Origin of the sequence: Roseateles terrae (assembly GCF_014192155.1) — a bacterium.
Taxonomy (GTDB): Bacteria; Pseudomonadota; Gammaproteobacteria; order Burkholderiales; family Burkholderiaceae_C; genus Roseateles; species Roseateles terrae.
Window position 1 is genome coordinate 46,182 of sequence record NZ_JACHXO010000002.1, and the last position, 23,375, is coordinate 69,556.

The 23,375-nt window shown below is 63.1% G+C and carries 27 protein-coding genes; 3 read left to right on the forward strand and 24 right to left on the reverse strand.

The annotated features are described in order from the left end of the window. Position 1: 1 nt before the first annotated feature. The 18 genes from FHS28_RS06505 to FHS28_RS24070 are packed head-to-tail and all read right to left on the reverse strand — an operon-like array spanning position 2 to position 16,060. Positions 2-1,963: a hypothetical protein gene (locus tag FHS28_RS06505; RefSeq protein WP_088449824.1), complete on the reverse strand. Its 1,962-nt coding sequence runs from the start codon at positions 1,961-1,963 to the stop codon at positions 2-4. After that, on the reverse strand, positions 1,963-4,431 hold the full coding sequence (locus FHS28_RS06510) for a host specificity factor TipJ family phage tail protein (RefSeq protein WP_088449825.1): 2,469 nt from the start codon (positions 4,429-4,431) through the stop codon (positions 1,963-1,965). The genes FHS28_RS06505 and FHS28_RS06510 overlap by 1 nt, the downstream gene beginning before the upstream one ends. Continuing rightward, a complete protein-coding gene (locus FHS28_RS06515) occupies positions 4,425-4,826 on the reverse strand; it encodes an NlpC/P60 family protein (RefSeq protein ID WP_184294301.1) in 402 nt (133 codons plus the stop codon). Before FHS28_RS06515 ends, FHS28_RS06510 begins: the two co-directional genes overlap by 7 nt. 24 nt (positions 4,827-4,850) lie before the next feature. Further along, positions 4,851-5,330 carry a DUF1833 family protein gene (locus FHS28_RS06520; RefSeq protein ID WP_088449827.1) on the reverse strand — a complete coding sequence of 160 codons (480 nt, stop codon included), beginning with the start codon at positions 5,328-5,330 and terminating at the stop codon, positions 4,851-4,853. Next, the gene (locus FHS28_RS06525) at positions 5,330-5,806 is read right to left on the reverse strand and encodes a hypothetical protein (RefSeq protein ID WP_088449828.1); all 477 of its coding nucleotides are present in this window, start codon (positions 5,804-5,806) and stop codon (positions 5,330-5,332) included. The genes FHS28_RS06520 and FHS28_RS06525 overlap by 1 nt, the downstream gene beginning before the upstream one ends. Positions 5,807-5,826: 20 nt before the next feature. Continuing rightward, complete coding sequence (locus FHS28_RS06530) at positions 5,827-8,679, reverse strand: tape measure protein (protein WP_088449829.1); 2,853 nt, start codon at positions 8,677-8,679, stop codon at positions 5,827-5,829. Further along, a complete protein-coding gene (locus tag FHS28_RS06535; protein WP_088449830.1) occupies positions 8,660-9,226 on the reverse strand; it encodes a DUF6246 family protein in 567 nt (188 codons plus the stop codon). The genes FHS28_RS06530 and FHS28_RS06535 overlap by 20 nt, the downstream gene beginning before the upstream one ends. Beyond that, positions 9,226-9,573: a hypothetical protein gene (locus tag FHS28_RS06540; protein ID WP_088449831.1), complete on the reverse strand. Its 348-nt coding sequence runs from the start codon at positions 9,571-9,573 to the stop codon at positions 9,226-9,228. The genes FHS28_RS06535 and FHS28_RS06540 overlap by 1 nt, the downstream gene beginning before the upstream one ends. 9 nt (positions 9,574-9,582) lie before the next feature. Further along, positions 9,583-10,032: a phage tail tube protein gene (locus tag FHS28_RS06545; protein WP_088449832.1), complete on the reverse strand. Its 450-nt coding sequence runs from the start codon at positions 10,030-10,032 to the stop codon at positions 9,583-9,585. Positions 10,033-10,044: 12 nt separating this feature from the next. Further along, on the reverse strand, positions 10,045-10,395 hold the full coding sequence (locus FHS28_RS06550) for a phage tail termination protein (RefSeq protein WP_088449833.1): 351 nt from the start codon (positions 10,393-10,395) through the stop codon (positions 10,045-10,047). Next, positions 10,392-10,745 (reverse strand): hypothetical protein, encoded by a 354-nt coding sequence (locus FHS28_RS06555; protein ID WP_088449834.1) that lies wholly within the window; start codon positions 10,743-10,745, stop codon positions 10,392-10,394. The genes FHS28_RS06550 and FHS28_RS06555 overlap by 4 nt, the downstream gene beginning before the upstream one ends. Beyond that, entirely contained in the window at positions 10,745-11,086 is a 342-nt protein-coding gene (locus FHS28_RS06560; RefSeq protein WP_088449835.1) for a hypothetical protein, read from the reverse strand. The genes FHS28_RS06555 and FHS28_RS06560 overlap by 1 nt, the downstream gene beginning before the upstream one ends. Positions 11,087-11,090: 4 nt before the next feature. Then, complete coding sequence (locus tag FHS28_RS06565) at positions 11,091-12,581, reverse strand: SGNH/GDSL hydrolase family protein (protein WP_088449836.1); 1,491 nt, start codon at positions 12,579-12,581, stop codon at positions 11,091-11,093. An 11-nt stretch (positions 12,582-12,592) separates the two neighbouring features. Further along, positions 12,593-12,958, reverse strand: a complete 366-nt coding sequence (locus FHS28_RS06570; RefSeq protein ID WP_088449837.1) for a DUF7370 family protein — start codon at positions 12,956-12,958, stop codon at positions 12,593-12,595. Next, positions 12,955-13,275 carry a hypothetical protein gene (locus FHS28_RS06575; RefSeq protein WP_088449838.1) on the reverse strand — a complete coding sequence of 107 codons (321 nt, stop codon included), beginning with the start codon at positions 13,273-13,275 and terminating at the stop codon, positions 12,955-12,957. Before FHS28_RS06575 ends, FHS28_RS06570 begins: the two co-directional genes overlap by 4 nt. A gap of 2 nt (positions 13,276-13,277) precedes the next feature. Beyond that, positions 13,278-14,273: a major capsid protein gene (locus FHS28_RS06580; RefSeq protein WP_088449839.1), complete on the reverse strand. Its 996-nt coding sequence runs from the start codon at positions 14,271-14,273 to the stop codon at positions 13,278-13,280. Between the two features lie 9 nt (positions 14,274-14,282). Further along, positions 14,283-14,738, reverse strand: a complete 456-nt coding sequence (locus tag FHS28_RS06585) for a hypothetical protein (protein ID WP_088449840.1) — start codon at positions 14,736-14,738, stop codon at positions 14,283-14,285. Continuing rightward, positions 14,738-16,060 (reverse strand): DUF2213 domain-containing protein, encoded by a 1,323-nt coding sequence (locus FHS28_RS24070; RefSeq protein WP_246409682.1) that lies wholly within the window; start codon positions 16,058-16,060, stop codon positions 14,738-14,740. Before FHS28_RS24070 ends, FHS28_RS06585 begins: the two co-directional genes overlap by 1 nt. An 89-nt stretch (positions 16,061-16,149) precedes the next feature. Between FHS28_RS24070 and FHS28_RS06595 the strand changes: the two genes are divergently transcribed. Together FHS28_RS06595 and FHS28_RS06600 are read left to right on the forward strand one after the other, a co-directional pair. Beyond that, on the forward strand, positions 16,150-16,860 hold the full coding sequence (locus FHS28_RS06595; RefSeq protein WP_184294304.1) for a hypothetical protein: 711 nt from the start codon (positions 16,150-16,152) through the stop codon (positions 16,858-16,860). A 200-nt stretch (positions 16,861-17,060) separates the two neighbouring features. Beyond that, on the forward strand, positions 17,061-17,678 hold the full coding sequence (locus FHS28_RS06600) for a hypothetical protein (protein ID WP_184294306.1): 618 nt from the start codon (positions 17,061-17,063) through the stop codon (positions 17,676-17,678). A 13-nt stretch (positions 17,679-17,691) separates the two neighbouring features. Here FHS28_RS06600 and FHS28_RS24560 read toward each other — a convergent pair whose 3' ends face one another. Next, entirely contained in the window at positions 17,692-18,606 is a 915-nt protein-coding gene (locus tag FHS28_RS24560) for a phage minor head protein (RefSeq protein WP_088449843.1), read from the reverse strand. Beyond that, the gene (locus FHS28_RS06610; RefSeq protein WP_088449844.1) at positions 18,603-20,048 is read right to left on the reverse strand and encodes an anti-CBASS protein Acb1 family protein; all 1,446 of its coding nucleotides are present in this window, start codon (positions 20,046-20,048) and stop codon (positions 18,603-18,605) included. The genes FHS28_RS24560 and FHS28_RS06610 overlap by 4 nt, the downstream gene beginning before the upstream one ends. 64 nt (positions 20,049-20,112) lie before the next feature. Here FHS28_RS06610 and FHS28_RS06615 point away from each other — a divergent pair, with 64 nt between their 5' ends. After that, positions 20,113-20,289 carry a hypothetical protein gene (locus tag FHS28_RS06615; protein ID WP_184294308.1) on the forward strand — a complete coding sequence of 59 codons (177 nt, stop codon included), beginning with the start codon at positions 20,113-20,115 and terminating at the stop codon, positions 20,287-20,289. Between the two features lie 8 nt (positions 20,290-20,297). Here the strand turns inward: FHS28_RS06615 and terL are convergent, their stop codons facing one another. The 4 genes from terL to FHS28_RS06635 all read right to left on the reverse strand — a co-directional run bounded on the left by terL (position 20,298) and on the right by FHS28_RS06635 (position 23,337). Beyond that, positions 20,298-21,632: a phage terminase large subunit gene (terL, locus tag FHS28_RS06620; protein ID WP_088449846.1), complete on the reverse strand. Its 1,335-nt coding sequence runs from the start codon at positions 21,630-21,632 to the stop codon at positions 20,298-20,300. Between the two features lie 64 nt (positions 21,633-21,696). Continuing rightward, the gene (locus FHS28_RS06625; protein ID WP_088449847.1) at positions 21,697-22,164 is read right to left on the reverse strand and encodes a DUF2280 domain-containing protein; all 468 of its coding nucleotides are present in this window, start codon (positions 22,162-22,164) and stop codon (positions 21,697-21,699) included. A gap of 31 nt (positions 22,165-22,195) precedes the next feature. Beyond that, positions 22,196-22,774 carry a putative metallopeptidase gene (locus FHS28_RS06630; RefSeq protein WP_246409685.1) on the reverse strand — a complete coding sequence of 193 codons (579 nt, stop codon included), beginning with the start codon at positions 22,772-22,774 and terminating at the stop codon, positions 22,196-22,198. A gap of 44 nt (positions 22,775-22,818) precedes the next feature. Continuing rightward, positions 22,819-23,337, reverse strand: a complete 519-nt coding sequence (locus FHS28_RS06635) for a hypothetical protein (RefSeq protein ID WP_088449849.1) — start codon at positions 23,335-23,337, stop codon at positions 22,819-22,821. Between the last annotated feature and the right edge of the window lie 38 nt (positions 23,338-23,375).

Genomic DNA, 23,375 nt, shown 5'->3' on the forward strand with positions numbered 1-23,375 from the left:
GTCACATATCCCTGAAGACAGCGCAATACGCCTGGTTGTTGACAGTGAGGGTGCTGCCGGCTTGATTGGTGACCGTCACGTTGCCACCGCCGTCCGCGGAGCAGCGATAACGCGCGCGCACCGTCAGGAGGCCATTTGTTGCACCGAGGTAGTTGTTTGCGGCTGACCAGCCACTTCCAGATTCAAGGGACATGCCGGCAGGTAACCCAATCTGGACGTTCTGCGTCGCTGCAGTCGCCCCTGAGTACGGCAGGTGCACAACGACGTCACCTTTTTCCCCCTTGGCGAAGTTCCAAGGAATAGTCGCAATAGCCACGCCCACCGCATAGGAGGAACCGCTTCCCAAATTCGCACTGACCGAACGCATCAGTGCCGCTACACCTGCGGAATGCACCGGTATTCCGACGTATCGGATGTTGTTGCGACCGGCCCCGACGATGTCTCCGACCGTAGAGCCGAACAGCGGACCCACCGAGCAGTCCACACCAGCGCTCCCATTGAGCACAACGCCATTGGCGTAGGTTCCGTCGAACGACAGATTCGCGCAAACGACCTTGTTGTTGTTGTTGTCCCCGACCACGCCGATCGCGGAGTTCGATCCGGCCTTGAACAGCCCGTTGAAGATGTTGATGTTGGAGGCGTTGTTGTGCAACGCAAATGCTGTGCCCGTGACTCCCGTGACAACGAAGCCATTGATCTCAAAGCTGTAGGCGACGCCGCCGGCGGACGCCACGAACTGCGTGCGCCCGTTCAGAACCACGTTCCCGACCTTGATCGACTCACAGAGTGCCGTAGAGGGAGCCTGGAACTGGAAGATGTAGCCAGTCGTACTGATGAACGGTGCAGCTACGCCCAGGTAGCTGTTGGAGACAGTCATCACATAGAGGTCGGTGACATCGAAGACGATCTCATAGTTGTCGATCGTGCAGGTATCGATGTGCCACCCCTCGGAGTAGTAAGTGGTCCCGCCAGTCGAGCGCAGCTTCGCGAAGTAGGTTCCAGCGGCGCCGGTAGCGCCAAAGAACAGAGACGAGGTAATGTGGATTTCAACCGTTTTTCCAGTCGTGGCATCGATCCCGCAGGGCGTGTACCACATGCACTTCGAGATGAATACTTGCCGAACAGCAAGATCAAACTTCAGCGCGGCCGTGATGGTCGGGCTCGTGATGTACAGCCCCTCGATGCGAATCTGTCGGGCGTACTGGTTGACCGACGTCGGCTGGTTCGTCGTTCCTTGGCAAAACAAGAAGCACGAAGCCGTGCCTTGAACCGCGCCTCCGCCGTGGACGATGTAGAGACTTTCCTTGGCACCCGTGAACGAAAACGCGGGCGTGCTGCCACATGCAAGGTTCAGGTCCGCGCCCATCATGTTGATGACCGCCCGATCTGGAAGCGCAACGGTGGACGTGATCTTCCAGGCGCGATTCCGGATGTCCAGCGTGCGGCTGTAGATGAAGCACATGTTGAAGAATGGCGTGTCATCTGCAACGCCATCCCCCACCGCCCCGAATGCTCGCGGGCTTGCTCCAACGTCGTCCAGCCTGGCGCCGATGGATCGCGAGACGTAGTTCTTGCCGCCGCCGTACCCCATAAGAGCCGGGCCCTTCGACGCATCAGTGAAGTCACTGAGGTCCGCGCCAAGTACACCTTGGTAGATCCGCCACTTGGCAGCTAGGTCACCCGCGAAGGTGGACCCAGAAATGTGGGCTGCGATGCAGATGTAAGCGATGCCGCCAGCGAGAACGACATCCTTCAGGTTGTACGAAACACCTGAAGCCCAGCTTCCACGGGGAGTGACTGCGGCAATTGACGCAACAGCACCAGCCAGGGTCATCCTCGGCAGACCAAAGCGATCCGCATAGCTGACAACCTGGGAATTGAGCACCTCATCGAACCGCTCAGCGTTGTAGAGCAGATCCTGTGGAAGCTTGCTCGGTATGGGGGTGCTACTGGGCGTGGTCATCAGTCTTGCTCGTAGAGGCGCGCGTCATAGTTGACCAATGCTATGGAGACGGTTTTCCCGTCGCCTTCCGGCTTCGCGCTCGTGAGGGTGTAAAGACCGGCCGATTCCATCTCCGCTGTGGTGAGTCCGACGGTCAGTGCGTAGCGGCTTCCGCATTGGCTCGTTACCCCATCTGCGACAAAGATCCCTGACGGGATTGCCCCAGATAGACGCACCGCTTCGCCTTCGGGGTAGCAGACGATGGGAGGCCCCAGCAGAGCCCCGTCCACACCCGTGAACTGAATTCGCCCGGAAGGCAACCCCTTCCAGTCGATCAGTTCACTCGTGGCAATGAGGGACCCACTGATTGCCAGGACCTCGCCAGCCTGGAGGTTGTCGTCGGCTGCGTAGTCGTTGGGGTCGATGTAGCGCACCAGTGCCCCAGGCCCTATGGCCCCAGCGTCTGCCAGCGCGGTGTCGGAGATCGACGTGCGCTGGTAGAGGATGCGGCGGGCCTCCAGTTGAGCCCTGTTCATGGCTTGCTGCTGATTGGTGCAGCCGGGAAATTGAAACTTCTTGGGGTTGCTGCTCGCGCCGACCACCACGGACCCGCTATCAACGCGCAGCCGGACATAGGCCTTCTTGCTCTGGCTGGCCTCGTCCACGTACTCAACCTCGACACCGTCACTAGCGTTTGGAATGAACGCGGAGTAGGCGGCTTTCGAATCACCGGCCCCGGCGAGGTTGCGATAGTCGAACTGAAGCTCCACGTCCTCCTTCGCCTCATCCCGGCTCACGGTCCACCGCGTTCCGTCGCGCCACATAAGGCACCGAGCGTGGTTTGCGATGAGTAGCATGCGCTCGCCCAGGCTCATGTCTGCATCGTCTAGGCTGCCGTCGAAGCGCAGAAGCGGGGAGTCCTCGCCTAAACGGTCGTTGATCTCCTGAAGCGCGTCCGTATCCAGCTCGGACATCGAGTTCCCGGCCAGCGTCCAGACATGAGCCAGAACTCGTGCGAAGTTGCGTGAGGGGCTGATGGCATCACTTGCCAGTTGGCGGACATGGCGAGCCCAGCGTAGATTGAACTTTCGGTCACTGAAGCCTGTGGCCTCGGTTGTCGCCTTTGTGGTCACCCGAATGACTGTCACACCCGGTACCACCTTCTGTGCGTAATAGCGGACGGCATAGAGCTCCTCCAGCTTGGCGACATCCGATCCGTTTTCTCCGATCTGCAGCGTCTTCCGGGTGAACTCACACCGGTAACGCCCATAGCCGGCTGTCGGCACCACGTCCGTCGTCCAGTACCTGGAGTCGTAGGTATCCGCCGTGAAGGAGAATGTCTGCGTCTGGCGGGTGCCAGGAATCTCCAGACCGTCACTGCCGATCTGCCACCAGGATGTGTCGATGGACACGGTCCCTTTGAGTCCCCGGAGAAAAACGGTATTCCACCGAATCCGATCGCAATCAATTGGGAGGGTGTATGGGCCTTGAGTGACGTAGGAGACGACGACCTGAGGGACGATTGTGAAGTCGATTAGCGAGCCGGACGCCGCGGCTGCCCACGCCGGCCCGCCGGTGAAGGTGAAGGTCACATTGCCCGCGCTCACGGCTGCGCTGGCCACCGTCACGACTTGGTTGTAGGCACTTGGCCCGCTGCCGTAGATAAAAGACACGCGGGCAGTTCCCGCGGGCACCAAGGCTTTGATCGGCGTGAGTTCCGATGCGTCGGCAACTGTGATCGTAAAGGTTCCACTTCCGGCAGTGGCCGCGTTGAACGAACCGCGGGCGGTGACGGTTGGCGATTTCACTGGATAGGCCAACTCCTGCCCGTTGACCTCGTCGCTTTCGAAGGTCTCAAGCACATCCTGAAGCGTCGTAGTGCGGTTCTCCGGATACCCTGCGCCGGGTGCGGGAGAGAAGATCTCGTAACTTGCGCCGCTGATGCTGGTGATCGGGGTCTCAGCGTACTGGACCTGACTAATCGTCCCAATGCCGCGACTGATGCACATCCATTCCGTCACGTACTTGATGTGATCGATGTACTGAACTGTGCTGGGCTGGATCAGATCAGGCCAGACCCGGCGAAAACCGTAGACGTCGGGGATGGCTTGGTATGCCCGGGCGATGTTGGACTGGCCCGTCAGGTAGTTGTTGGGGCTGTCCTTCCCGGCAGCTCCAGACTTTGGCACCTTGGGGAGCAGTGGTCGCAGGACGAAGGAAAGGATTGAGCTGATCGCACTGAAGACCGCTCCGATGATTCCGCCCTCCGGACGCATGCAGATGCGCACCTCATCAATGAGCGATGGCTGACGATCAAGCGCATCACAGGACGCCGGATCTTCGACCTTCTGGCCATTGAGATACACGGTGCAGCCATAGCCACCGCCGGGCATACGGGCCTCGATGTTGCCCTGAATCGTCTTTGCCATGTCCCAGGCGAAAGATCGGTGCCCAGACGCTCCGGCCGGGTCGTAGAAGATGGTCAGCATGGGGTGTAGCGGTAGAGCCTGATGTGTCCGTAGGTGCGCTGCAGCGCCTGGACCCGTGTGATTCGGACGCTCCCAGGCTGGACCTCAGAACCCTCCGCATGGATGGCCCTGCGTTGATCAAGGAAAACCCCGCAGTGCGCCGGTCGACCGCCGACCCACGCCATCCACATCACCGGCCCAACGCTCGAGTCGCACTCCTCCCACTCCGGCGAATTTGCCAGTCCGGTTGCAATGTCGGTGTGGGGCACTTCGCCCATCTCGATTCCGAGCACCTCACGGAACCAGAGAATCACCAGGCCATAGCAGTCCATCGCCTGCCAGTCGGAGCGCCATTTCGCCCACGGCAGCCCTACGGCCCTCGCGGCGAACTCTTGAGGTGTCATCAGTGTCTTCACCCCAGCGCATGCTAGGGAGTGAGATCAGAGCAGCGTGAGGCCTGTGAAGACCGATGGGTCGTAAATCGGCCCTACGTCTCGTCTCATCGGGTTGTCCACGGTGGCATTGATGCTCACCGCGGTATTGCTGAAGGCAATGCCGGCAGAGTCAGAAGCAAAGAGGTCCCAGGTAATTTGCGGAGTTACCTGGTCCCCCAGGTAGACGGAATACCTCACTCTCAGCGGCGCCGGGGTAGCGCTGTTGATCTTCTGCAGCTGCTGCTTGAAGTCCCGTCCGACCTGCTCCCGCGAGAATGAGAGAGTGAGCTTGGGTTGCCCATCGCTCTGTCTATCCGGCTGCTTGATTGACATGCCTGCTGGGAGATGGACCTCACCGCCTAGTGTCACCTCTTCGAATTGATTCGCCACCAGCCTGAACGGGGCGTCAAAGGCCGGATGCTCGATGATGATCGAGTGGAACTCCGGCAAGGGGCTTTTAGTGGCCCAATAGGTGCGCTTGTCCATCAGGAGAGCGGCATCTCTTGGTTCATCGCATGATCCAGCAGACTCGACCAGCTGTACCAGTCGGGCAGGCCGACGATGAGATCGGCTGAGTCATTGAAGACCTGCGGAATGATCTGCTTTCGGGCCATGATCTTCGCGGAGTACTTCCACAGGGGACCAGCCTCGGTGGCCGGCAGCAAGCTGTCCGGAATGAACTGGCAGGTGTGGACCAGAGATCCGAACTCCGTCCTGATCGGCATGTCGAAGGGCTTCTGCCAACTGCCGAGTTTGATAACGCCCCAGAGCTGGAAAGCCACAGACTCCGCTTCGGTGAAGATGAAGTCCACATCCCACATCACGGGAACATCGGTACCGGTGGCCTGCGTGTAGCCCGGGCCGCGCCGAGGGTCCGCCATCGAGAAGGCCGCAGGCTGACTCCGGCTCTTGCCGGCCCGCAGGATGGACCTGATCGTGAATGGATAGACCTCGTTCGCCATGGATTGCGATGCTAGGTAGGCTACAGGCGCCCCTGCACATTGCTGGCGCCGCGGAGCGCTGACCATGTGGTGCCGGAGTTGCTGGAGAACTCGGCCGCGATCTCGGCCTTTGCTTGGGCTACCGCGATCTCGATGGTCCTTGACTGCGCGTCCACGTTGGCGACCGTGCCCACCGGAGCGTTGTTGATGATGATGTTCCAACCACCGGCCCCGCCTCCCACCTGGTCAGCCGGCGTGACGTTGCCATCCTTGGTGGGAAGCATGTACTGCTTGCCGTTGCTCGCGGTGTACATCTCCGGGCGCCCGGTTTCGTTCACCCGGTAGAGGTCGCCGGCGTTCACGCCGCCGCCGTACTGCCTTGCACCAGCGACAGGCGCGGTCGCAATGGCCGGGGCGCCGATTGCAGCTGCAGCAGCACCTGCAGCGGCAGCCGCAGCCGGAGCCAGACCAGGGCCAATGATCGGAATCGCGGCGGTGGCCATGAAGGCATTCTGTGCGGCCAGGGCCGTCGTCCCCGATACCTGCGCCGTCACCGACGCGGTATAGAGAGCAGCGTTTGCTGCCTTTGCCGCCATCTGGGCTTTCTCTGCCGCCTGGCCGATCAATGCGTTCTTCACGTACTGCACGCCGATCTGGACCAGTGCCTTCACAGCCTCATTCAGGATCACACCGCCAAGCGCGCGCATCGCATCGGCCGCGCTCATAGTGCCGGAGATCAGGCCGGTGATGGTGGACGACGCTGTGCTGGACAGGCTGTTGAGCGTGTCCATGACGAACTTGTTGCCGTCGCCTTGAGCGGTGAATTCGGCTTCGGCCAGTGCCAGGCGCTGCTGCTGGTACTGCGTGGCCAGCTCGGTCCGCTTCTGCTCGACAAACTGCGTGCCGTCCACGCCGGCCTTGGCCATCTGCTCTTCGTAGTACTGGACGATCGCCAGCTTCTGCTGGTATTCCTGCTCCAGCTGGGCCAGCGGATTGATGCTCAGCACCTGCTGGCGGATGGCGTTCTGGGCATCCACGGCCGCCCTCGCCTTTTCCGCCTCGGCTTGGGCGTAGGTGATCGCTCCCGCCCGCGCCGCCGCATCGGCCCGCCGGAAAGACTCCTGGCGAATCAAGTCAATCCGGGTGATCTCGTCAGTCGTCGCCGCGATGCTAGTCTCTGCCACGGTCTGGGTCAGACGCTCCTGCAGCTCCGCCCGCGCCTTGGCCGCCTCGGCTGACGCCAGCACCTTCGCGTTCTCCGCCTCCGCATGGGTCTTGACACCCAAGCGTTCGTCAGCCTCCGCACGCCGGAACGCCTCCGACCGGATGGCCTCAATCTTCGCCTCCGCGTCCGTCGTCAGCTGAATATTCAGCTCTGCAGCCTGTTGCGCCGTTTGCTCTTCAACGAGCTCTCGCTCCCGGGCGAACTTCTTGTGGATCTCTGCACGAGCGCTCTGGTAGACGCTGGCGTTGTTCTTGTCCTCGGCCATTCGGCGCGCGTTTTCGGCAAGAGCCTTGCGCTCCTGGGCGTCGATCTTGTCCAGCGCGAAAGCGTTCTCGGCGACCAGGCCTTCGTAGTAGGCCTGCGCCGCCTCGGCCCGCGCCTTCAGCTTTCGCGCCGCATCGTCGTCTGCAGGCGCCTTCAGCTTCGACGGCCCCTTGGGCATTTCCGGGTTGATGAACCCTCGGCCGCCGCCGGCACCCTGTTCCCATGCGTCCCGCATCTGTTGGCCGAAGAGCTTGCGGTCTGCCAAGGTCTTCTGGTCCGCCTCGTCCAGCTTGCGCCGGCGCTCTTCCGCGTCGGCTGTCATGGCCTCGCCGATGGCGCGCGCACCGGAAAAGTCGCCTCGCAACACGGACATGACTTGGGCTCCGATTCCTCCGATCTCGGTACCCATGGATTCGAAGACGAACTTCACATTGCGGCCCAGCACGCTCAGTGCCTGCCAAGTAACGTCAGCGGCATCAACCAGGTAGGACAGCGCGACCTTGGAAGTCTGAGCCCACGACTTGACCGCGTCGTTTCGATTGAGCTTGCCAGCCTCATCGTCCATGGCGCCGAGTTGAACAGCAAGTTTGTCCAACACCTGCCCGAAGCCTTGAGCGATACCGGTGGCCGCAGCGCTGGTGCCGGTGAGGTTGTCCAGCTTCTCGTTCGCGCGGGCTGCTGCGTCCTCCAGTACGGTCATGGCGCCGCTGAACGTCTGCGGGAACTGCTTGAAATCGGCGTCGATCTTGGTGGCAGCCTTCGAGAGCGCATTCGCCACCACATCGGCGGTCAGCTTTCCCTCGGCGCCGAGGTTTTTCAGGGCGCCCACCGGCACGCCGATTGCATCAGCCATCTGACGCATCAGGTATGGTGCGGACTCCATCAGGGATCGCAGCTCATCACCCTGGAGCTTGCCGGAGCCCAGCGCCTGGCCGAACTGCAGCATGGCATTCTTGGCTTCCTCCGCCGAGGCGCCGGATACCTTGATCGCCTGGGCCAACGTCAGCGTCATGGACAGCGTGTCCTGCTGGGACCCGCCCATCTGGAGGATGGACTGGTTCAGCCGCGCGAAGACGTCCACGTTGGCGGCCATCGCCGTCTGCGTCTTCGTGCTGATGACCTGCAGGGCCTTGAACGCTTCGGTGCCCTGATCAATGCTGCCGGCGGCCACCTGCACCCGCACGGCGAGCATCCGGAACTCGTCGGCGAGGTTGACAGACTTCACCGCGGCGGCGGCGACCGCGTAGAGCTGGATTGCACGGGTGATCTTCGTCAGTCCAGCGCCGAGGGAATCCAAGCTTGCGGCCGAGTCACTGACGGTCTTCTGGACCGCGCGCTGCCCTTCAACAAGCTTGCGCGTGTCCAAAGACACGTCGTAATAGATCTCACCGACTTTCGCGGCCACGCATCATCTCCTCGTGCTGGCGCATGCGCGCCTCGTACTCTTCGCGGGTTGGGACATCGCGCCCCTTGGAGTCGCCGGACCTCGGGAACTTCATCTCAAACATGCTCTGGAACTCGGTCATGCTGAGAGCTTCGGCGTCGTGGCTCGACAGGCCCAGGTGAACGCGTGCAGCGCTGATGTACTCGACCGCGTCAAACCGATCGGAGAACTTCCCATCCCCTTCTTCGCCACCAGGCCGAGCTTTGCCGACGATGCCATGGCGCATCAGGTGCTGAGCGATGATCACCATCTCGGCGCCCGGCATGGCGCCAGGAACCCATCCAGTCTCACCAAGGTATCCGATCAGCGGAGACGGGTCTTCCTGATCGCACAGACAAGCCAAGACATAGGCCGCATCCTTTTCGGCATGCGGCCCGTGGAGCCCGGCAAAAATGGCCACGATCTCATGAGGACTCCCCAAGGATGCGATGCGGTAGAACGATGGGCGGAAGGTGTATTCCGTCCCATCGCCCAGCGTGGCCCGGACGAATCCGGCCTCGGGGAGCATCAGAGATCGAGCAGCTGCGCGCTGACGCCCGTTGCGCCGGTGATCGTCACCACGCCCTTGCAGTAGTGCGCGATGGTGGAGAGGATCACCGCCTTGGTCTCACCGGCAGCCAGGGTGAAGGTGTAGCCGGCGGAGACGTCCACCACGCCCAGACCCGGCACGTTGACGGTCGTGCCGCCATCGCCGTCGATCTTGGGCGTCAGCGCGCCGGCTGTGCCATTGCGCAGCACCAGCAGCTGCTTCGCGGTGGGGTTGATCGTGATGGTGTCGCTGGCGGTCATCACCGTGGCCGGGGCCAGGAATTCACGGGCCTGCGTGCGGCCGTCGATGGAAGCGATTGCAGCCATGTCCCCTCCTTAGGCGGTGAAGTTGACGGCACCGTTGCTCATGGCGCTGATGCTCCAGGTCGCGGCGTCGGAATACGGGCTGTCGTCGGACCATTCGGTCACGATGAACGGGCCTTCGTACTTGCTGCCGTCCGGATAGATGATCTGGAACCAGACCTTGGGCTGGTTGGCCGTGGCAGCGCCAGGGCTGATCACGTGGGCCTTCAGCTCTTTCTGGTTGAACACTGCATCGGTGTAGGTCACACCGTCGCCGGAGAACTCGGCCGACTTGAACGTGACCAGGTTGGTCTTGGTGAAGGAAGGCGACTGGTCCGCGGTGGTGTCCACGGTATCCCAGCTGGCCTTCATGCCCTTGCCGCGCATCATGCCCAGGCGCTTGTAGGTCAGGCCGCTCGGAACGGCGTTTTCATCCGCGATGGCGAAGTTGACGACGACATCGCGTCCGGTATATGCACCCATGGTCTGGTGTCCTCAGTTGGTGATCGTTGAGATTGCGATTTCGAACATGGCGCGCCCGTCGTCGGTGAACGATGAGACGGGCTCGCCCGCTTGAATCAGGACCAGAGTTCCAGCGCTCGTTCGCGTCGCCTCAATCACTGCTTCAGCAGCGTCTGATGCTATGGAGACGTCTTCTCCAAGTGCCCCGATGAGGATCAGCGTGAACTGGGGGCGACGGACCAGCTCGGCCGGCACCCCGCCCACAGGCTTCAGCACCGCATAGCGCGCATCTTTGGCGCCGTCCATCCAGCGCCCGAACTGGAGGCGCCAGCCTGTGCCCAGGATGGGAGCAAGGAAGTTGCGGATCTCGTCTGCTGCACTCATGCCTTCATCACCTTCTTCATGACCGCGTCAATGTTCGGGGCCGCCCGCTCGAAGCCCTTCTTCAGGAACTCCTTCTCAGCCGTAGCGCGGCGGAAGTTCTGGGGGTTGGAGGGGTCATGCACCGGCAGCGCGTAGGCGGCCGTGTAGCCCACCGTCCCCACCACCTTGTCGCCTTCCACGCGCACGTTCTTGAACTGACTGTTCAGCAACGTGGACGTGTCGATGGGGGTCAGGACGCTTGCCTCCGAGGCTCCCAGCACGAGGGCCTGAGTGATGGCCCGGGCGGCCTGGTTTTGCCGGTCCGCCGTGAACTGCGGCAGCTTGTTCGTCACCTTCACCTTGCTGGCCATCAGGTCACCACAGTGAAGTCATCGGCCTTCCGGTCGAAGGTGTCGGCATCCCGCGTCACCAGTCGGACCTCATACGCGCCGGCAGCCACGGGTGACACCAGCGCACTCTCCCCTACCAGCAGCATGTCGCCCTGCTTGATGTCCGATTTCTCGGTGTAGACCACCTGGCGGGAGGTGAACTCCACGCCCTTGGCGTCGGTCATGCGCTTGGACTCGGACGAGTAGTCGCACAGGAAGGCGGCCGGCGGACCGTAGACCGCCGTCCCCTTCCAGTCGTCGCGACCCACCAAGGGCCACACGGTGGCCTTGGCGGTGTAGCTCCAGCGGGCGGATGCGCTCATCGGCTCAGATCACCAACGGAGTGATGATGTTTTTGGCCCAGACCTCACCGGCGTCGCTGAAGTGCACGAGGTCTGTGCCAGCTGCGCCGGGCACGTTCTGGTTGCCCCAGTAGCCTTGGCCATTCATCCAGGAATAGGACTGCTTGCCCGCCTTCCAGAGGTCAACAAACGCGGCGCCGAACTGGTCTGCAAGCTGCTTGGCCATCCCGATGTACTGGCTGTAGTAGCGGTTGGTCGCATCTTCGAAAGAGACGTCCCCGCGGTGTTGCATGAGGATCATCAGCGAAGCGTTTGGGTTGCCGGCTCGCACATCCTCCAGGTACTGCTGCCCGGCGCGATAGAACATCTGCGGGGTGGTGGTGGGCGTCGTGAACCGTGCGTTGTTCAATCCGAACGACCAGATCGCAAGGTCAGTTGGATTCAATGAGCCACCCGACCACTTCCCGGCCGGCCCAAACAGGCCAGACGATGCGCCGCCGAAGACCTGCCCGCCAGTCGTGGTGAAGGTGCCGCCGACTTCGTTGTTGAAGACCTGGGCGATGTAAGAACCCCGGCCGTAGTTATCCACGCGGACGCCGGTGGCGTTGCGCGCACGGATGCCGCAGAAGAAGAAAAACACGGTGGAGCTGGCGTCATCGGCTCGGATCTGCACCGTGTGGTTGCCGGCCGACAGGCCATTGATCGTCCTCACGCCGATGCCTTGGGCGCCGGTGTTCGTGCTTCCAGCAGACATCCAGCCGCCGCCGTCGATCTGGTAGGACCAGCTTCCGAAGGCCGCCGAGTTGCCGTTCAGGAAATAGATGTCAATCGAGGTCCCGCGTGCGCGCGTGTAGGTCAGCGTTGCGCCAGCAGACTTCGCCTGCAAGACGCTACCGCTCGGGCCGTCGCAGTTGGTGAGGTTCTGGTCCCACGTCCCGGTGGTGGCCCACAGGCATGCCGCGGGGAGCGCGGTGGTGTAGGCAGCGGAGTTGATGCCCGCGACCGAGTGACACGAGGGTTTGAAACCGGATCCGCCATCACCGTACTTAGCCTGCAGGTCGGCGGCCATCAAACGCACCCAGCTCTTGACGTCCAGATCCGAGCACAGCAGGCCCTTCGTCATGCTGTCGCCTGCTGCGGATAGGCGCGCCGTACCGCTGGCCAGAGCAGCGCGCCATCCAGTGTCCCATCCGGCGGGTGCGCTGACGTACTGGCTGGCTGACACGCCGCCGGCGACTGCAACCTCATTGCCGTCTGCGTAGAGCTTCCCATCGGTGCCCAGTTGCACCGAAGCTTGCCGTTCCAGACCGTAGCTGGTGGTCCCGGACGTGGCCGTGATGCGGAGCATGGCCGGGACGCTGTAGGGTCCGAAGGTCTGCGAGTTGGCCGTCACCGTGGCGCCCTGGGACGCGCCATACAGCACAGCGACGACCGCCACCCCGGGCGTGCTCACGCGCAGGACCTGGCCAGGATTGAGAGGGACCTTGGCCGACAGGCCTTGTGCGAGATCGGACATGAATGCTCCGGTCAGACGACCATGAAGAGGGTTGATCCGGCGGGATCGGGGCCGACGATGGCCGCGACCGTTCCGGCGGTGTCCAGCGCGGCGAGCGAGCGGCGCAGTGCCGTCAGGTCACCGTCTGGGTTCTTGAATGAGCGGGACGCCCCCGAAGGGGCTCCCTGGGACTGGATGCGCCGGGGAGATCCGGCGGCGGCCTTGATGGCAACAGCCATGGACTGCACCAGTACTTGCTTGGAGGTGCCGTAGCCGGCTGCCACCATGGCAGCTTCTGCGGTGGCCACCTCAGCCACCGCGGCGTCAACGATGAACGACGGCACGCTGACGCCCAGCGCCTGGTCCAGGTACTCGGTCGCCTGCGTGCTCGTGATCATTGCTTGGCCTTGCCCTTGGTGCCCTTCGCGGCTTGGGCTTCCAGTGCGGAGCGTTCGGCAGCGGCCTGCGCCTCAACGTCAGACAGGCCGGAGCCGTCACCCGCAGGCAGTCCGGCGGCTTCGATCGCGTCCGCCAGCACGGCGCCGACAGGCAGCAGCGGGGGCGGCGCTTGATACTCCAGCGTCACCTCCACGTCTTCCCCGACCTCGACGCACTTGCCGGTGAAGGCCGGCGTCACCGCTTCCATCTCGAGCACGGACCCGACCACGGCCCCGGAGGGCCAGGGCGCTTTCAGGTGAGTGATGCGCACCTTCATGGTCACACCTTCGTCAGGTGAGCGATCGCGCAGCGGCCGTCGAAGTCCGACTTCAGCTGCGTGGCGGCGGCGGCCATGGTGCCGAAGGTGTAGTCATCCTCCGGGTTGTGGCGTGCCTTCGGCCGGGTGACCAGCGGCATGGCGTTCAGCACGGTGCCCCAGTCGCTGGTGTCGATGTCGCTGATGCCGATCAGTTCGTCCGCCGGCAGGCGCGAGACGGGGATGATCTCGGCGATGCCCTTGATCTCCGACAGGCGCTGCAGGATGGTCTTCGGATAGCCGGCGGCGAACTCGTTGATGTCCGCGTAGGTGTAGTCCGTGTAGTTCATGAACACGGTCACGCGGCCGAAATTGTTGTCACCCAGCAGCTGGAAGATCAGCGCTTGGAACACGGCCAGCCAGTTGGCACCGGTGGCGCCCTGCAGGGTCACGCCCGTCACCGCGGTGTTGCGCAGCGGGAAGTTGCGCAGGCCGTAGATCTGGGTGCCCGCCACACTGATACCCGATTCACCGTTCAGCGCCATGTTCTCCATGCGCTCGGCGATCTTGCGCACATTGTTGGCGATGGTGGTGGTGTCGATGCCGGACGGGGCCTTCTGCATCACCGCCATCTGACGCCAGCCGAAGCGGGCGTAGGCGTCGAAGATGGGAACCGGGGTGCCTTCATAGGTCACCAGCGCCTGATCGGCCTTGCCTTCGGAGCGGCCATCCATGGAAACGTGCACTTCGCCGCTGTCGGAGACCTTCGGGAAGTAGTTCACCAGGTCGCCGATGCCCACCGGGGTGTAGTTGGCGCGGGCCAGGCGGTTGAACACGCCCAGCACGTCGCGCTGAATCTGCACGGTGCGCTGGTCGATGCGGCGCCAGGCATCCAGCGGAATGACCGAAGCGTTGCCGACGATGTCGCGATGGTTCGCGGCCAGCGCGGTCTGGGTTTGGTTGAAGCCTTCGCGGGCGGCATTGACCGCCAGCTCTTGCTCATTCGTGAAACGGAGCATGCTCCCTCCTTATGCCTTGGTGTAGAAGTTGGCGATGACCACGTCAGCGAGGTCACCGGCGGCCTTGGTGGCGCCAGCGGCGTCGTAGAAGGCCACGACGATGTTCCCGGCTGCGGCGGCAGCAAGGCGGCCACCGGCGGCGACGGTCAGTTCTTGGCCGTTGGTGTAGGCGCCAGAGGCCACGGCCCACTGGTATTCCTGGCCCGGCTCCAGCAGGTGGGCCACGCCGGTATCGCCGGATGTGTAGGCGGTCTTCAACGGGTCGGTGCTGTCGAAATGGCCCAGGGCGTAGAAGTCCCGGTTGACCAGCAGCGCCAGCCGGCCGCCGCTCGGCGAGGTCGCCTGCGAGAACTGGGTGGCACCCACCACCACACCGGTGCACGGCAGCAGAGCGCCGTTGACCGTGCGGTTGCTGAGGGTCTTGGGTTGGCGGTCCTGAGGACCACGATAGGCGCGGTTCGGCATTACTTGCCCTCCTTGTCGTAATGGCTGTTGAGCGAGTAGCCCTTGAACTCGCTCTCACCCTCGGCCTTGCCGCCGGCGGGGGTCACGGGGGCAGCCTTCTTGCCGCTTTCGGCGTTGGCCTTCAGGGCCTTCAGGCGGTCGATGCCCAGCGCCTTGAAGTCGTCCACGGTCAGCGAGGAGTTGGCGGCCAGCTCAGTCGCCAGGGTGGTGACCTCGGCGTCACGGGCGGCGTTCGCGGCCAGCTCCAGCTCGGCGAGCTTCGAATTGGCGGCGTTCAGCTTGTCCTCCACCGGCTTGCGGACGGTGGAGTTGTAGGCGTCCAGCAGTTGCGCGTCGCTCATGCCGTCCGTCTTGATGCCGGCTGCATTGAGCGCGGCGACGATCTGCTCTTTCACTTGGTCTTCCTCACGGTTAGTGATGGGGTGGTAATCGACCCGCCGAACCACTTCGACCGGGCTTCCAGAAAATGCTACGGAGCCGTCAGAAGAGACGGAGTAGTCCTGCTTGAAGAGGCGACCGTCCTTGTCGCGCCAGACGGCATAGCGCTCAAACACCTCCTGGAGCCAGGCGCCCTCAGGCAGCAGGCCGTACAGCCCGCCGGTGATCTGGTCGAAGCTGACGTCCGTGGTCCCGTTCCCCACCAGGCGGCGGACCAGCGCGCGCAGGCCTGCCAGCACACCCTCATCGCGGCGGTCCTGCGGCTCGGTGTTGACCTGCACACACTCGACCTCTTCCTCTTCGCCCGCGGCGTTCAGGAACATCCCGACGCCCTGCTCCGGCGTGCCGGCCCCCTGCTCGTTCAGCAGGATTGCGAGGTGGTCGTATTGGAGGTTGGTGGCGATCCGGCTGTACTTCTTCCCCAGGCTCTCCCCGTTGGCCTGGATGGCCTCGACGAACAGGCCGGTGCTGACGTGGATGGGGTCGGCCGCATTGCCAGCGATCACCGCGTCCAGCCGCTCCACCAGCTTCCTGCCGTCGGCGTGGGCCAGGGCCTGGGCCGCGTTCACCTCGATGTCCACCAGCGACCGGCCGCCCTCGTGGCGGGCATTGGTGCAGATGGCGCCCATGTACGAATTGAACAGGGCCTCACCGTCCCGGGCGCTGATGTACTGGCCGCTCTTGTTCTTCGGGTGCCCGGCCGGCGCCGGCTTCCCGTTCAGCGTCGCGATGCCCTTGGCCAGCTGATCCGCCGGATAGAGCATGCCGTTCATGACGATGTCGTCCACGGCCCCGCACACGCCCTTGATCAAGTACTTCCCGCCGTCCTTGCTCACCGCAGAGGCGTTGACCGCGGTGAGGATGCGAATGAGCTTCTTTGCCATGCGTGTGCATGCTAGGAAGGGCCGGTCACTAGCTCGGCGGAACGTGTGTGAGCGGCCGGGTTAGGATCAGGCGCTGGAGGGAAAACAACATGCCTGCGACTCAGACGTTTGGCCCAGAAATGGGGATCCTGGATCTCATTGCTTCAGTTACGGGGTCGCTTGCTTGGCCCGGGCTTATCGGCTTTGCCATTTACACATACCGCAAGCCCATCACCCGACTGCTGGTGGGAACATCGCGCATGATCCGCCGGATGAACTCCGTGAAGTGGGGTGAGTTCGAGATGGCCAATAGAGCCTTCCAGGAGGCGAAAGAGGCGGTTCAAGAAAAGGCAGATGTTGTGGAGGAGCAGATCAGTGAAGCTCGGCCGGATGAAGTCGCTTCCCTCGTACGAGAATTGACTGAACTTAAATTGCAGGCGGCTCGCATTGAAGCCGCCCAGTCAGCTCTGACTACTGCCAAAAGCGTTCCCTCCAATGAGGCATCTGGCGATGACGCACGCCAAACCTCAGCGAGACAACACAATGATCTGCATGCTCAGACTGGAAGATATATTCGGACAATGGTGACCGCACTCGATGGTCCTCAGCGGGTGCTCGGCATGGCGGTCGAAGACCTGAAGCTGGCGATTACTGCCCTGCTCGACGACCTGGATATGGGCAAAGCCATGGATTTGCAAGCCGCCGGCCTACTTGACGAGGAGTTCCGACCCACTCCTCGCCTCTTCACGCGTACTCGGGCCATTGCTCAGATAATGAGAAGCCGGCAGCGCTCGGGGAGCCCAGCCGTAGACAAGCAGTGATTTATAGGCTCACGAGGCTTACTTACTCGCTGCGCGCGCGACGCGGTGCTTCGAAGGTGTGAGGGCGTTACTGTGGTGCTGTTCTGTGCCGCCCCTTGGGCCGACTGGGGCCTGGGGGAGGTCTCATGTTTCACACCAGCGGTCAGGGAGCTCGCCCTCACCTTTCCAAATATTAGGGAGGCCACCTACAAAGGCCTGCAATGGTTGCTCGCCTGCCGATGCATACCGATGTCACTCACACTCTCACAACGATGAACCCAGACATAAGACTTCTTGCCAAAGAGCGTCCATTGGGCGAGCGCACAGCTCAGGAGCGAAGAAACCTCGTGATCGCCTCAGCGGCGGGACTTGCGCTGAATGCCGGAAGCGCCGGTGAGCTTCTTGGGTTCTCACACCCCTCGGGTGATCCTGCGCTCGCAAAGGGCGCCTTTTGCATAGCAGTTACCTACCTCCTGATTATGTTTTTGGCGGGATTTGTGAAGGACTGGATGCATTGGAAAACCGCCAAAACGATTGTGGACTTCACGATCGCGACTGACGAATTCAGAAACCGGTTCACCGAGTTGAAGAATGTTGCACAGAGCGAGCCGGCTGCCATACCGGGTGTTCTCTTCGTGCCTTTGCAAATCATGAATGAGGCGTGCGACCTCTTGGATACGGAACAGCAGAAGGCCGTCACAAGCACAAAGCATCTGGCTCGATTCGAACTTGTCCGCCTATATCTGCTGGACTTTTTTCTCCCGGTTGTCCTTGGAGTAACCGCTCTTTGTCGGCTCGGTGAGTTCGTCCCAAAATTCATTGCCACCGCGCTTAGCTAGGCTGGCATGACGACTATTGCGTCGGCCGCCAATCCTTCTTCTCCTTCGCCATTGCCGCCTTGAGCGTGTCGGAGAGAAGTGGCTTGTCGTCGTCATCCAGCAGGCACTCAGTCTGGCTGCAGTGACAGCTATACCGGTTGCCGTTCTTGGCGTAGAACTCCCGGCATTCCTTCGAGGTGTAGACCTGCCCGTGCCGGGCTGCGTGCGTGGCGCGGGTGGTCGGCAGAAGGGCTGAGGTCCACAACAGGCCGATGTTCAGCCCGAACTCCGCCTCCGCTTGATCCCGCTCGGCCCACCGGGCTTGGCGCAGCGCGTCGGTGATGTCGGTCTGGGCGAAGGCCTTGGCCTTGCTGGCGCTGACGTCCAGGCGGTCACGGATCAGCGTCTTGACCTCCTTCGGGTTGCGGCCGTCCGCCACCGCGCTGCCGATGATCTGCGCCAGCTCAGCCCGGACCTGTGCGCCCTGCCCCGTCCAGTGCTCATAGCTCTTGACTTGCGCCAGCCCAACCCGGTTGCGGTAAGGCTCGCTCCGGACGATGGTGGCCAGGCTGCGCGATGCGGCGTAGGCCTCAGACAGGCGCGTGAGGTTGGCCGCCGACTGTGCGGCGCCTGTCTGGGATGCGTCCGACACATAGGGCGACCACCAAAACGAGTGCGCCGCCTCCCGGCCGCTGGCGATCCAGTAATCCAGGGCCGCCTGCAGCTCGCCATTGAGCGCTGTCAGCTCCTCAGGGGTCAGGCCATACAGCACCGCCGACGCTTCATTGACGGAGTAGGTCCGGATGCCGTCGAACAGCTGCAGCACCCGCTCAGTCAGGCCGGCGAAGCGCCGCGAGATCTCCGCGCGGGCCCGGCGGATGATGGGGACCGTCCCGGTGCGCTCCTGGCGCGTCCCCGGGATGATCGGATTGCGGATGGGCCGCCTCACTTCTTCGCCTGCGACTTCGCCTTGGGATCAGCGGGCGGTTTCTTCGCGGCGGTCGGGTCCGCATTGGGATCGGCGGCCGGGTCCGCCGGCGGCGTGTCCTCCTTGAACTCGTCGCCCGCCCCGGCCGCGCGTTCCTCAAAGCCCCCCACTTTCCGGATCTCGTTCAGGTCGAAGATCGGCTCCAGGGAGCCACCGTCATAGGCCGTCTTGTTGGCAGTCACCATCTTGACCGCATTGTCCAGGCGCTGCTCATCGCTGGGGGCGCCGAGGTCGGGCCACTCGATCTCAAACTCACCTGCCTCGATGATCCCGCAGGCCTGCATGCGCTGGACAAACTCCGTCAACATCGGGGTGAGGGTGTTGAGCTGGCGGCCCACCGCCCGTGCGATGTAGTCCTTCTGGTCCTCGTCACTGGCCAGGCGGCCGGTCTGCTGGCCGAAGAGCACCGTGAACGGCAGGCCCACCGAGGCCGCAAACTCATTGGCGGCGATGGTCCACTGTGGCGACAGGTCGGAGGCCTGGGTCTGGAGCGTGGTGGCCTCTCCGCCCTGCAGCACCATGCTGCTGTCCTGATTGCTGTTCAGGGCCTTTGTCTGGTCCTCAATGACCGACTTCACGGACCGCTCGGTCGGACTGCCGTCAGGGTTGGACGTGATGGTGGTCGGGCTTGCTTGGGCATCGAACTTGACCACGATGGTTCGGGCAGCGTTCTTGAGTGCCGACTCAGCGCCACCACCGCGCAGCTTCTCCAGGTCCACCAGCGCGTTGAAGCCAGCCTTCAGCAGCGGCACGCCCTCGAAGAAGTCGTCACCGTCTGCTCCCTCGGCCAGGATCTGGACCCGCGATGGGTGCACATCGGCCCACATCTCAGGCTTGCCCTGGTTGTCGCCGCTCAGGGATTCACCCCGGGCCCGGTACTGGAACATGGCCGGCTTGCCGTAGGTGTCTGGGTCGTTTTGGTCCGAATGCCAGCTCGTGACCTTGATCTGGTCCTCATAGAGGGGGATCAGGTCCTTGAGTGCATCGCCCTTTGACAGTGGCTCACTCAGCGGCCGACCGTCCGCGACCCGATAGATCAATGCCGCGAAGCGCCCCACAAGGTTGCGCCGGTCCAATCCCATGAGCTTCTGCCAGCCGTTGATTGGCTTGAGCAGCGCAGTGATTGCCTCTTCCCAGGGCGTGGCCTTGTCCGCCTCAGGTTGCTTGATGCGTGGCAGCCGCTCCCAGCACTTGCCGAGGATCTTGTGCACCGCGCCGTGTGCCGGGCCGCCTCGCTCGTAGGCCTGCCGGTAGTCCCGGAAGCACAGGTCGGTCTTGTAGCCGTACTGGCGCCACGCGTCCGGGCGCTTTGCGTCCAGCGAGCCCGCAAACTCCGAGAGGAAGTCATTGCGGGCCCGGGCGATCTGGGTCAGCTCGTAGGTGTTGGTGATGAGGTCGGCCATGGGCCGGGATGCTAGGTAGGCATAAACTTCCAACTCCTTCAAACCAAAAGGGATGGAAATGGAAATGCGCGAGATTCAAGCTGTCGAAAAGGTGGCTGGCGAAGGTCGGGCCAATGCTTATCTGCAGGCTGGTTGGGTTCTCCTGAACACGGCCACCGAACGCGATGGGGAATCCACATACTTTGTTTACAGCTTGGGCTGGCCCAACGATCTTCCTCCGCAGGTGCCAAAAGACATCTGATCCGGCCCCTAGACGAAAACACCAACGGTCGGATGCAGCATCCCATTGAAGGCCCGGGCAGCTGCATCGACTTGGTCGTCAAAGTTGCCGTTCGGGAACAGGCGGCACTCGTCCTTGAAGGCTTCGTTCCAGGCGCCCTTCAGCATCACCACATTCCCCGCGTTCACCTGGCTGGCCAGCGGCGTTGCGCGCACGACCTTGTCGCCCGACTCAGGTGAGAAGTGCACGTTGTGCCCGGCGAGCAGCGTGGCGAAGGCCTGGACCTGCGACTTACCGGCCTGGCCCGGGTCCTGAGGGATGCTTTGCTTCAGCAGCATGCCGTCATTGCGGGCGGTGGTCTTGATCAGCGCATCACGGGCCGCCGTGGTGAACTGCTCGCGCACCATGTGGGCGATCAGATACCGGCCATCCTGCAGGCGGCCCAGCTTGGCGCCGGCCGTGTAGTCGCCGCCGGCGCTGGCGCCCAGGTCCCAGCCGCGGCACCACTCCACCACCTTCCCTGGAATGGCATCCACGATCTCGATCATGTCGGGCTTGATGACGCCACCGTCCGGAGGGCTGGGGCGTTGCCGGTACTGCCCGGCGAACACGTAGGGCTTCGCCTTCTCCATGCGCCGCAGATCCTCGGCGCTGTGCTTCTCAGGCCATAGGGGCGTGCCATCGTCGTTCCACGCGGAGAGGCACAGGTGCTCCCACACCTCACCGTTGCCACCTTCCACGGGCGGGCCTGTCATGTCACGGCCTCGGTCGCCCAGCAGCCAGCCGGCCAAGTCCGACTCGTGCAGGCGCTGCATGATCACGATGATCGGAGTGCGGGGATCGTTGACCCGGCTTTCCAGGGTGTTCTTGAACCACTCAATCACGCCGCCGCGCACCGTGTCGCTGTTCGCCTCGTCCGCCTTGTGCGGGTCATCGATGACGATCGCCCCACTGAACTCGTCGCGGATCTTGCCGGCTCCGAAGCCAGTGATCGTGCCGCCGGAGCCTGTGGCATACATCACCCCGCCCTCGGTGGTCTTCCAGTGGTGTCCGGCATCGCTGGCCAGCTCAGTGCCTGGGAAGATCTCCCGATAGGCTTCATGCTGGATCAGGTTGCGGATCTGGGTGGAGTTGTTGACCGCCAGCGGCGTGCTGTAGCTGGTGTGGATGAACTCGCAGTCCGGGTGTCGGCCGAAGGACCAGGCGATGAACTTCACCACCGCCAGCTCGGTCTTCGAATACCGGGGCGGGATGTTGATCACCAGGCGCTTCGTTTCCCCGCGATAGACCTTCATCAGGGCGTCGCAGATCAGCTGATGATGGCGCGCGCGCTGCCACCGGAAGCCCTTGCGCTCCAGAAACATCCACCGCGAGAACTCGTAGAGGTCTTCTCGGGCCCACCCGGCGGCGGCAAGGCGCTTTGCTGGGTCAGTAATCCTCGCGGACACGCCGCACCTCCGCGGCCACCTGCTCCGGGGTCACGGCCTGCTGCTGGATGGGCCCGCCATCCTTGCCGGTGATCTCCCGGCGGTTCGTGAAGACCCCGCCCGACTCCTTGGCGGCCTGCTCCAGGATCTGGAGGACCATGGCCGAATTCCCCTGCTTCTCGGCCTTGTCCAGCGCCCGCTGCAGGACCCTCAGGCGGTAAACCTGGCGGGCCACTGGCACCACGGCCGCATCCTTGAGGAACTTCTCCCTCGTTTCATCAAAAAGCGCCACCAGCTTCTTCGCTACCCCCTTGCTGCTGGCCTTGGTGTGGTCGTAGCTCTCCACCTGCTGTCGGGAAACGGTCAGGCCGTACTGCTCCTTGACGGCCTGAGCCACCGTCGAAGGAGAGTCAAAGCACGCAAGTGCTTGAACGATAAAGACTTTCACGTCTTCGGAAAGGGTAGCCATCAGGTTACTTTCTGTCGGGGCCGGGTCTTGGTCATGCAACCCTCATGAGGCAGGTTCCGCACGCGCCAGCAATCTCACGCTCTCCGACCTCGGGGGCGGATCGGGCTGCGGCTGCCAGCTGGGCGAGTGCACCACCAGGGTCCCCGACGCCATACCGGCGGACAACTCCAACGAACTCCTCCACGTCGTGGCCGGTGATCTCGATCTTGGGCTCCCCGTCCTTGGTGAATGCTGGGGAGCCGAACTCGTCTCGCTTCTGGGCGATGTGATAGAGCTCGTGCTCCACGAGCGCACAGAAGGCGGTGTCTGTGCATTGGGCGCTGTAGCCGGCGTCCAGGGTGATCAGGTAATCCGGCACGCGGCCGAACCAGTCGCGCATCTGCTGCTCTTGCCGGCCCTTCACCCACTGCGATGCACGGAACAGGACCTCCTCAGCGGTGCCGATCACAGCCTTCCCCTTGGATCGGGATGGTCCACTAGCCCAAAGCACGGCCAGGTCCACGCTCAGGATGTGCTGGTGGTCCGGGTTGTGCAGCTTGCCGGTGTCCTCCAGGATCTCCGCCTTCAGCCATTCCAGAACCTCAGGCGCTGGGGCGAAGGTGAGGAACATCTGCTCAAGCAGGTGCTGGGGAGGCGCCGGGCGGCGCTTCTGGCCTAATTGCGGGCGTCGGCCCATACCCTGCTCCCCTTCGTCTTGAACTTCTGCTTCGGCGGCTTGGGCGGCTTCTGGCGGGCCCGGCGGGCTTCCTCCTTCAGGCGCCACTCCTCGGTTTCCTGCACCCGCATGGACAGGTGAACGATCCGGCCGTCCTCTCGGATGATCTGGCGGTGGATCTGCGGGATGGGCTGGTTGGCGGCGCGGCCGCGGGGCCTGCGGTTGATCACAGCGCAGTTGGCCAGGGCAAATACGCTGGCCGGGCCCAGGCCCTTGGGGATCTTGCAGTCCGCCGCGCTGACCACCGTGTGCCGGAAAGGCTCGATCTGGATCTCGTCCAGGTCCTCAGGCTCCAGTTCCAGGCGCGGCAGGATGTCCGGCTGCACATAGACCAGTTCCAGCTGCACGAACGTGGATTCGTTGGCGGCCTGTTTGACCAGGCGAACCCGCTTCACCGGCGGAGCTATGGGCGCGATAAGGCCACAGAACAGTTCAAGCTGCTCGGCGGCGGTCATCATTGCTTTCATCCCTCTGCCTCCCCGCTCCGGTTAGGTGC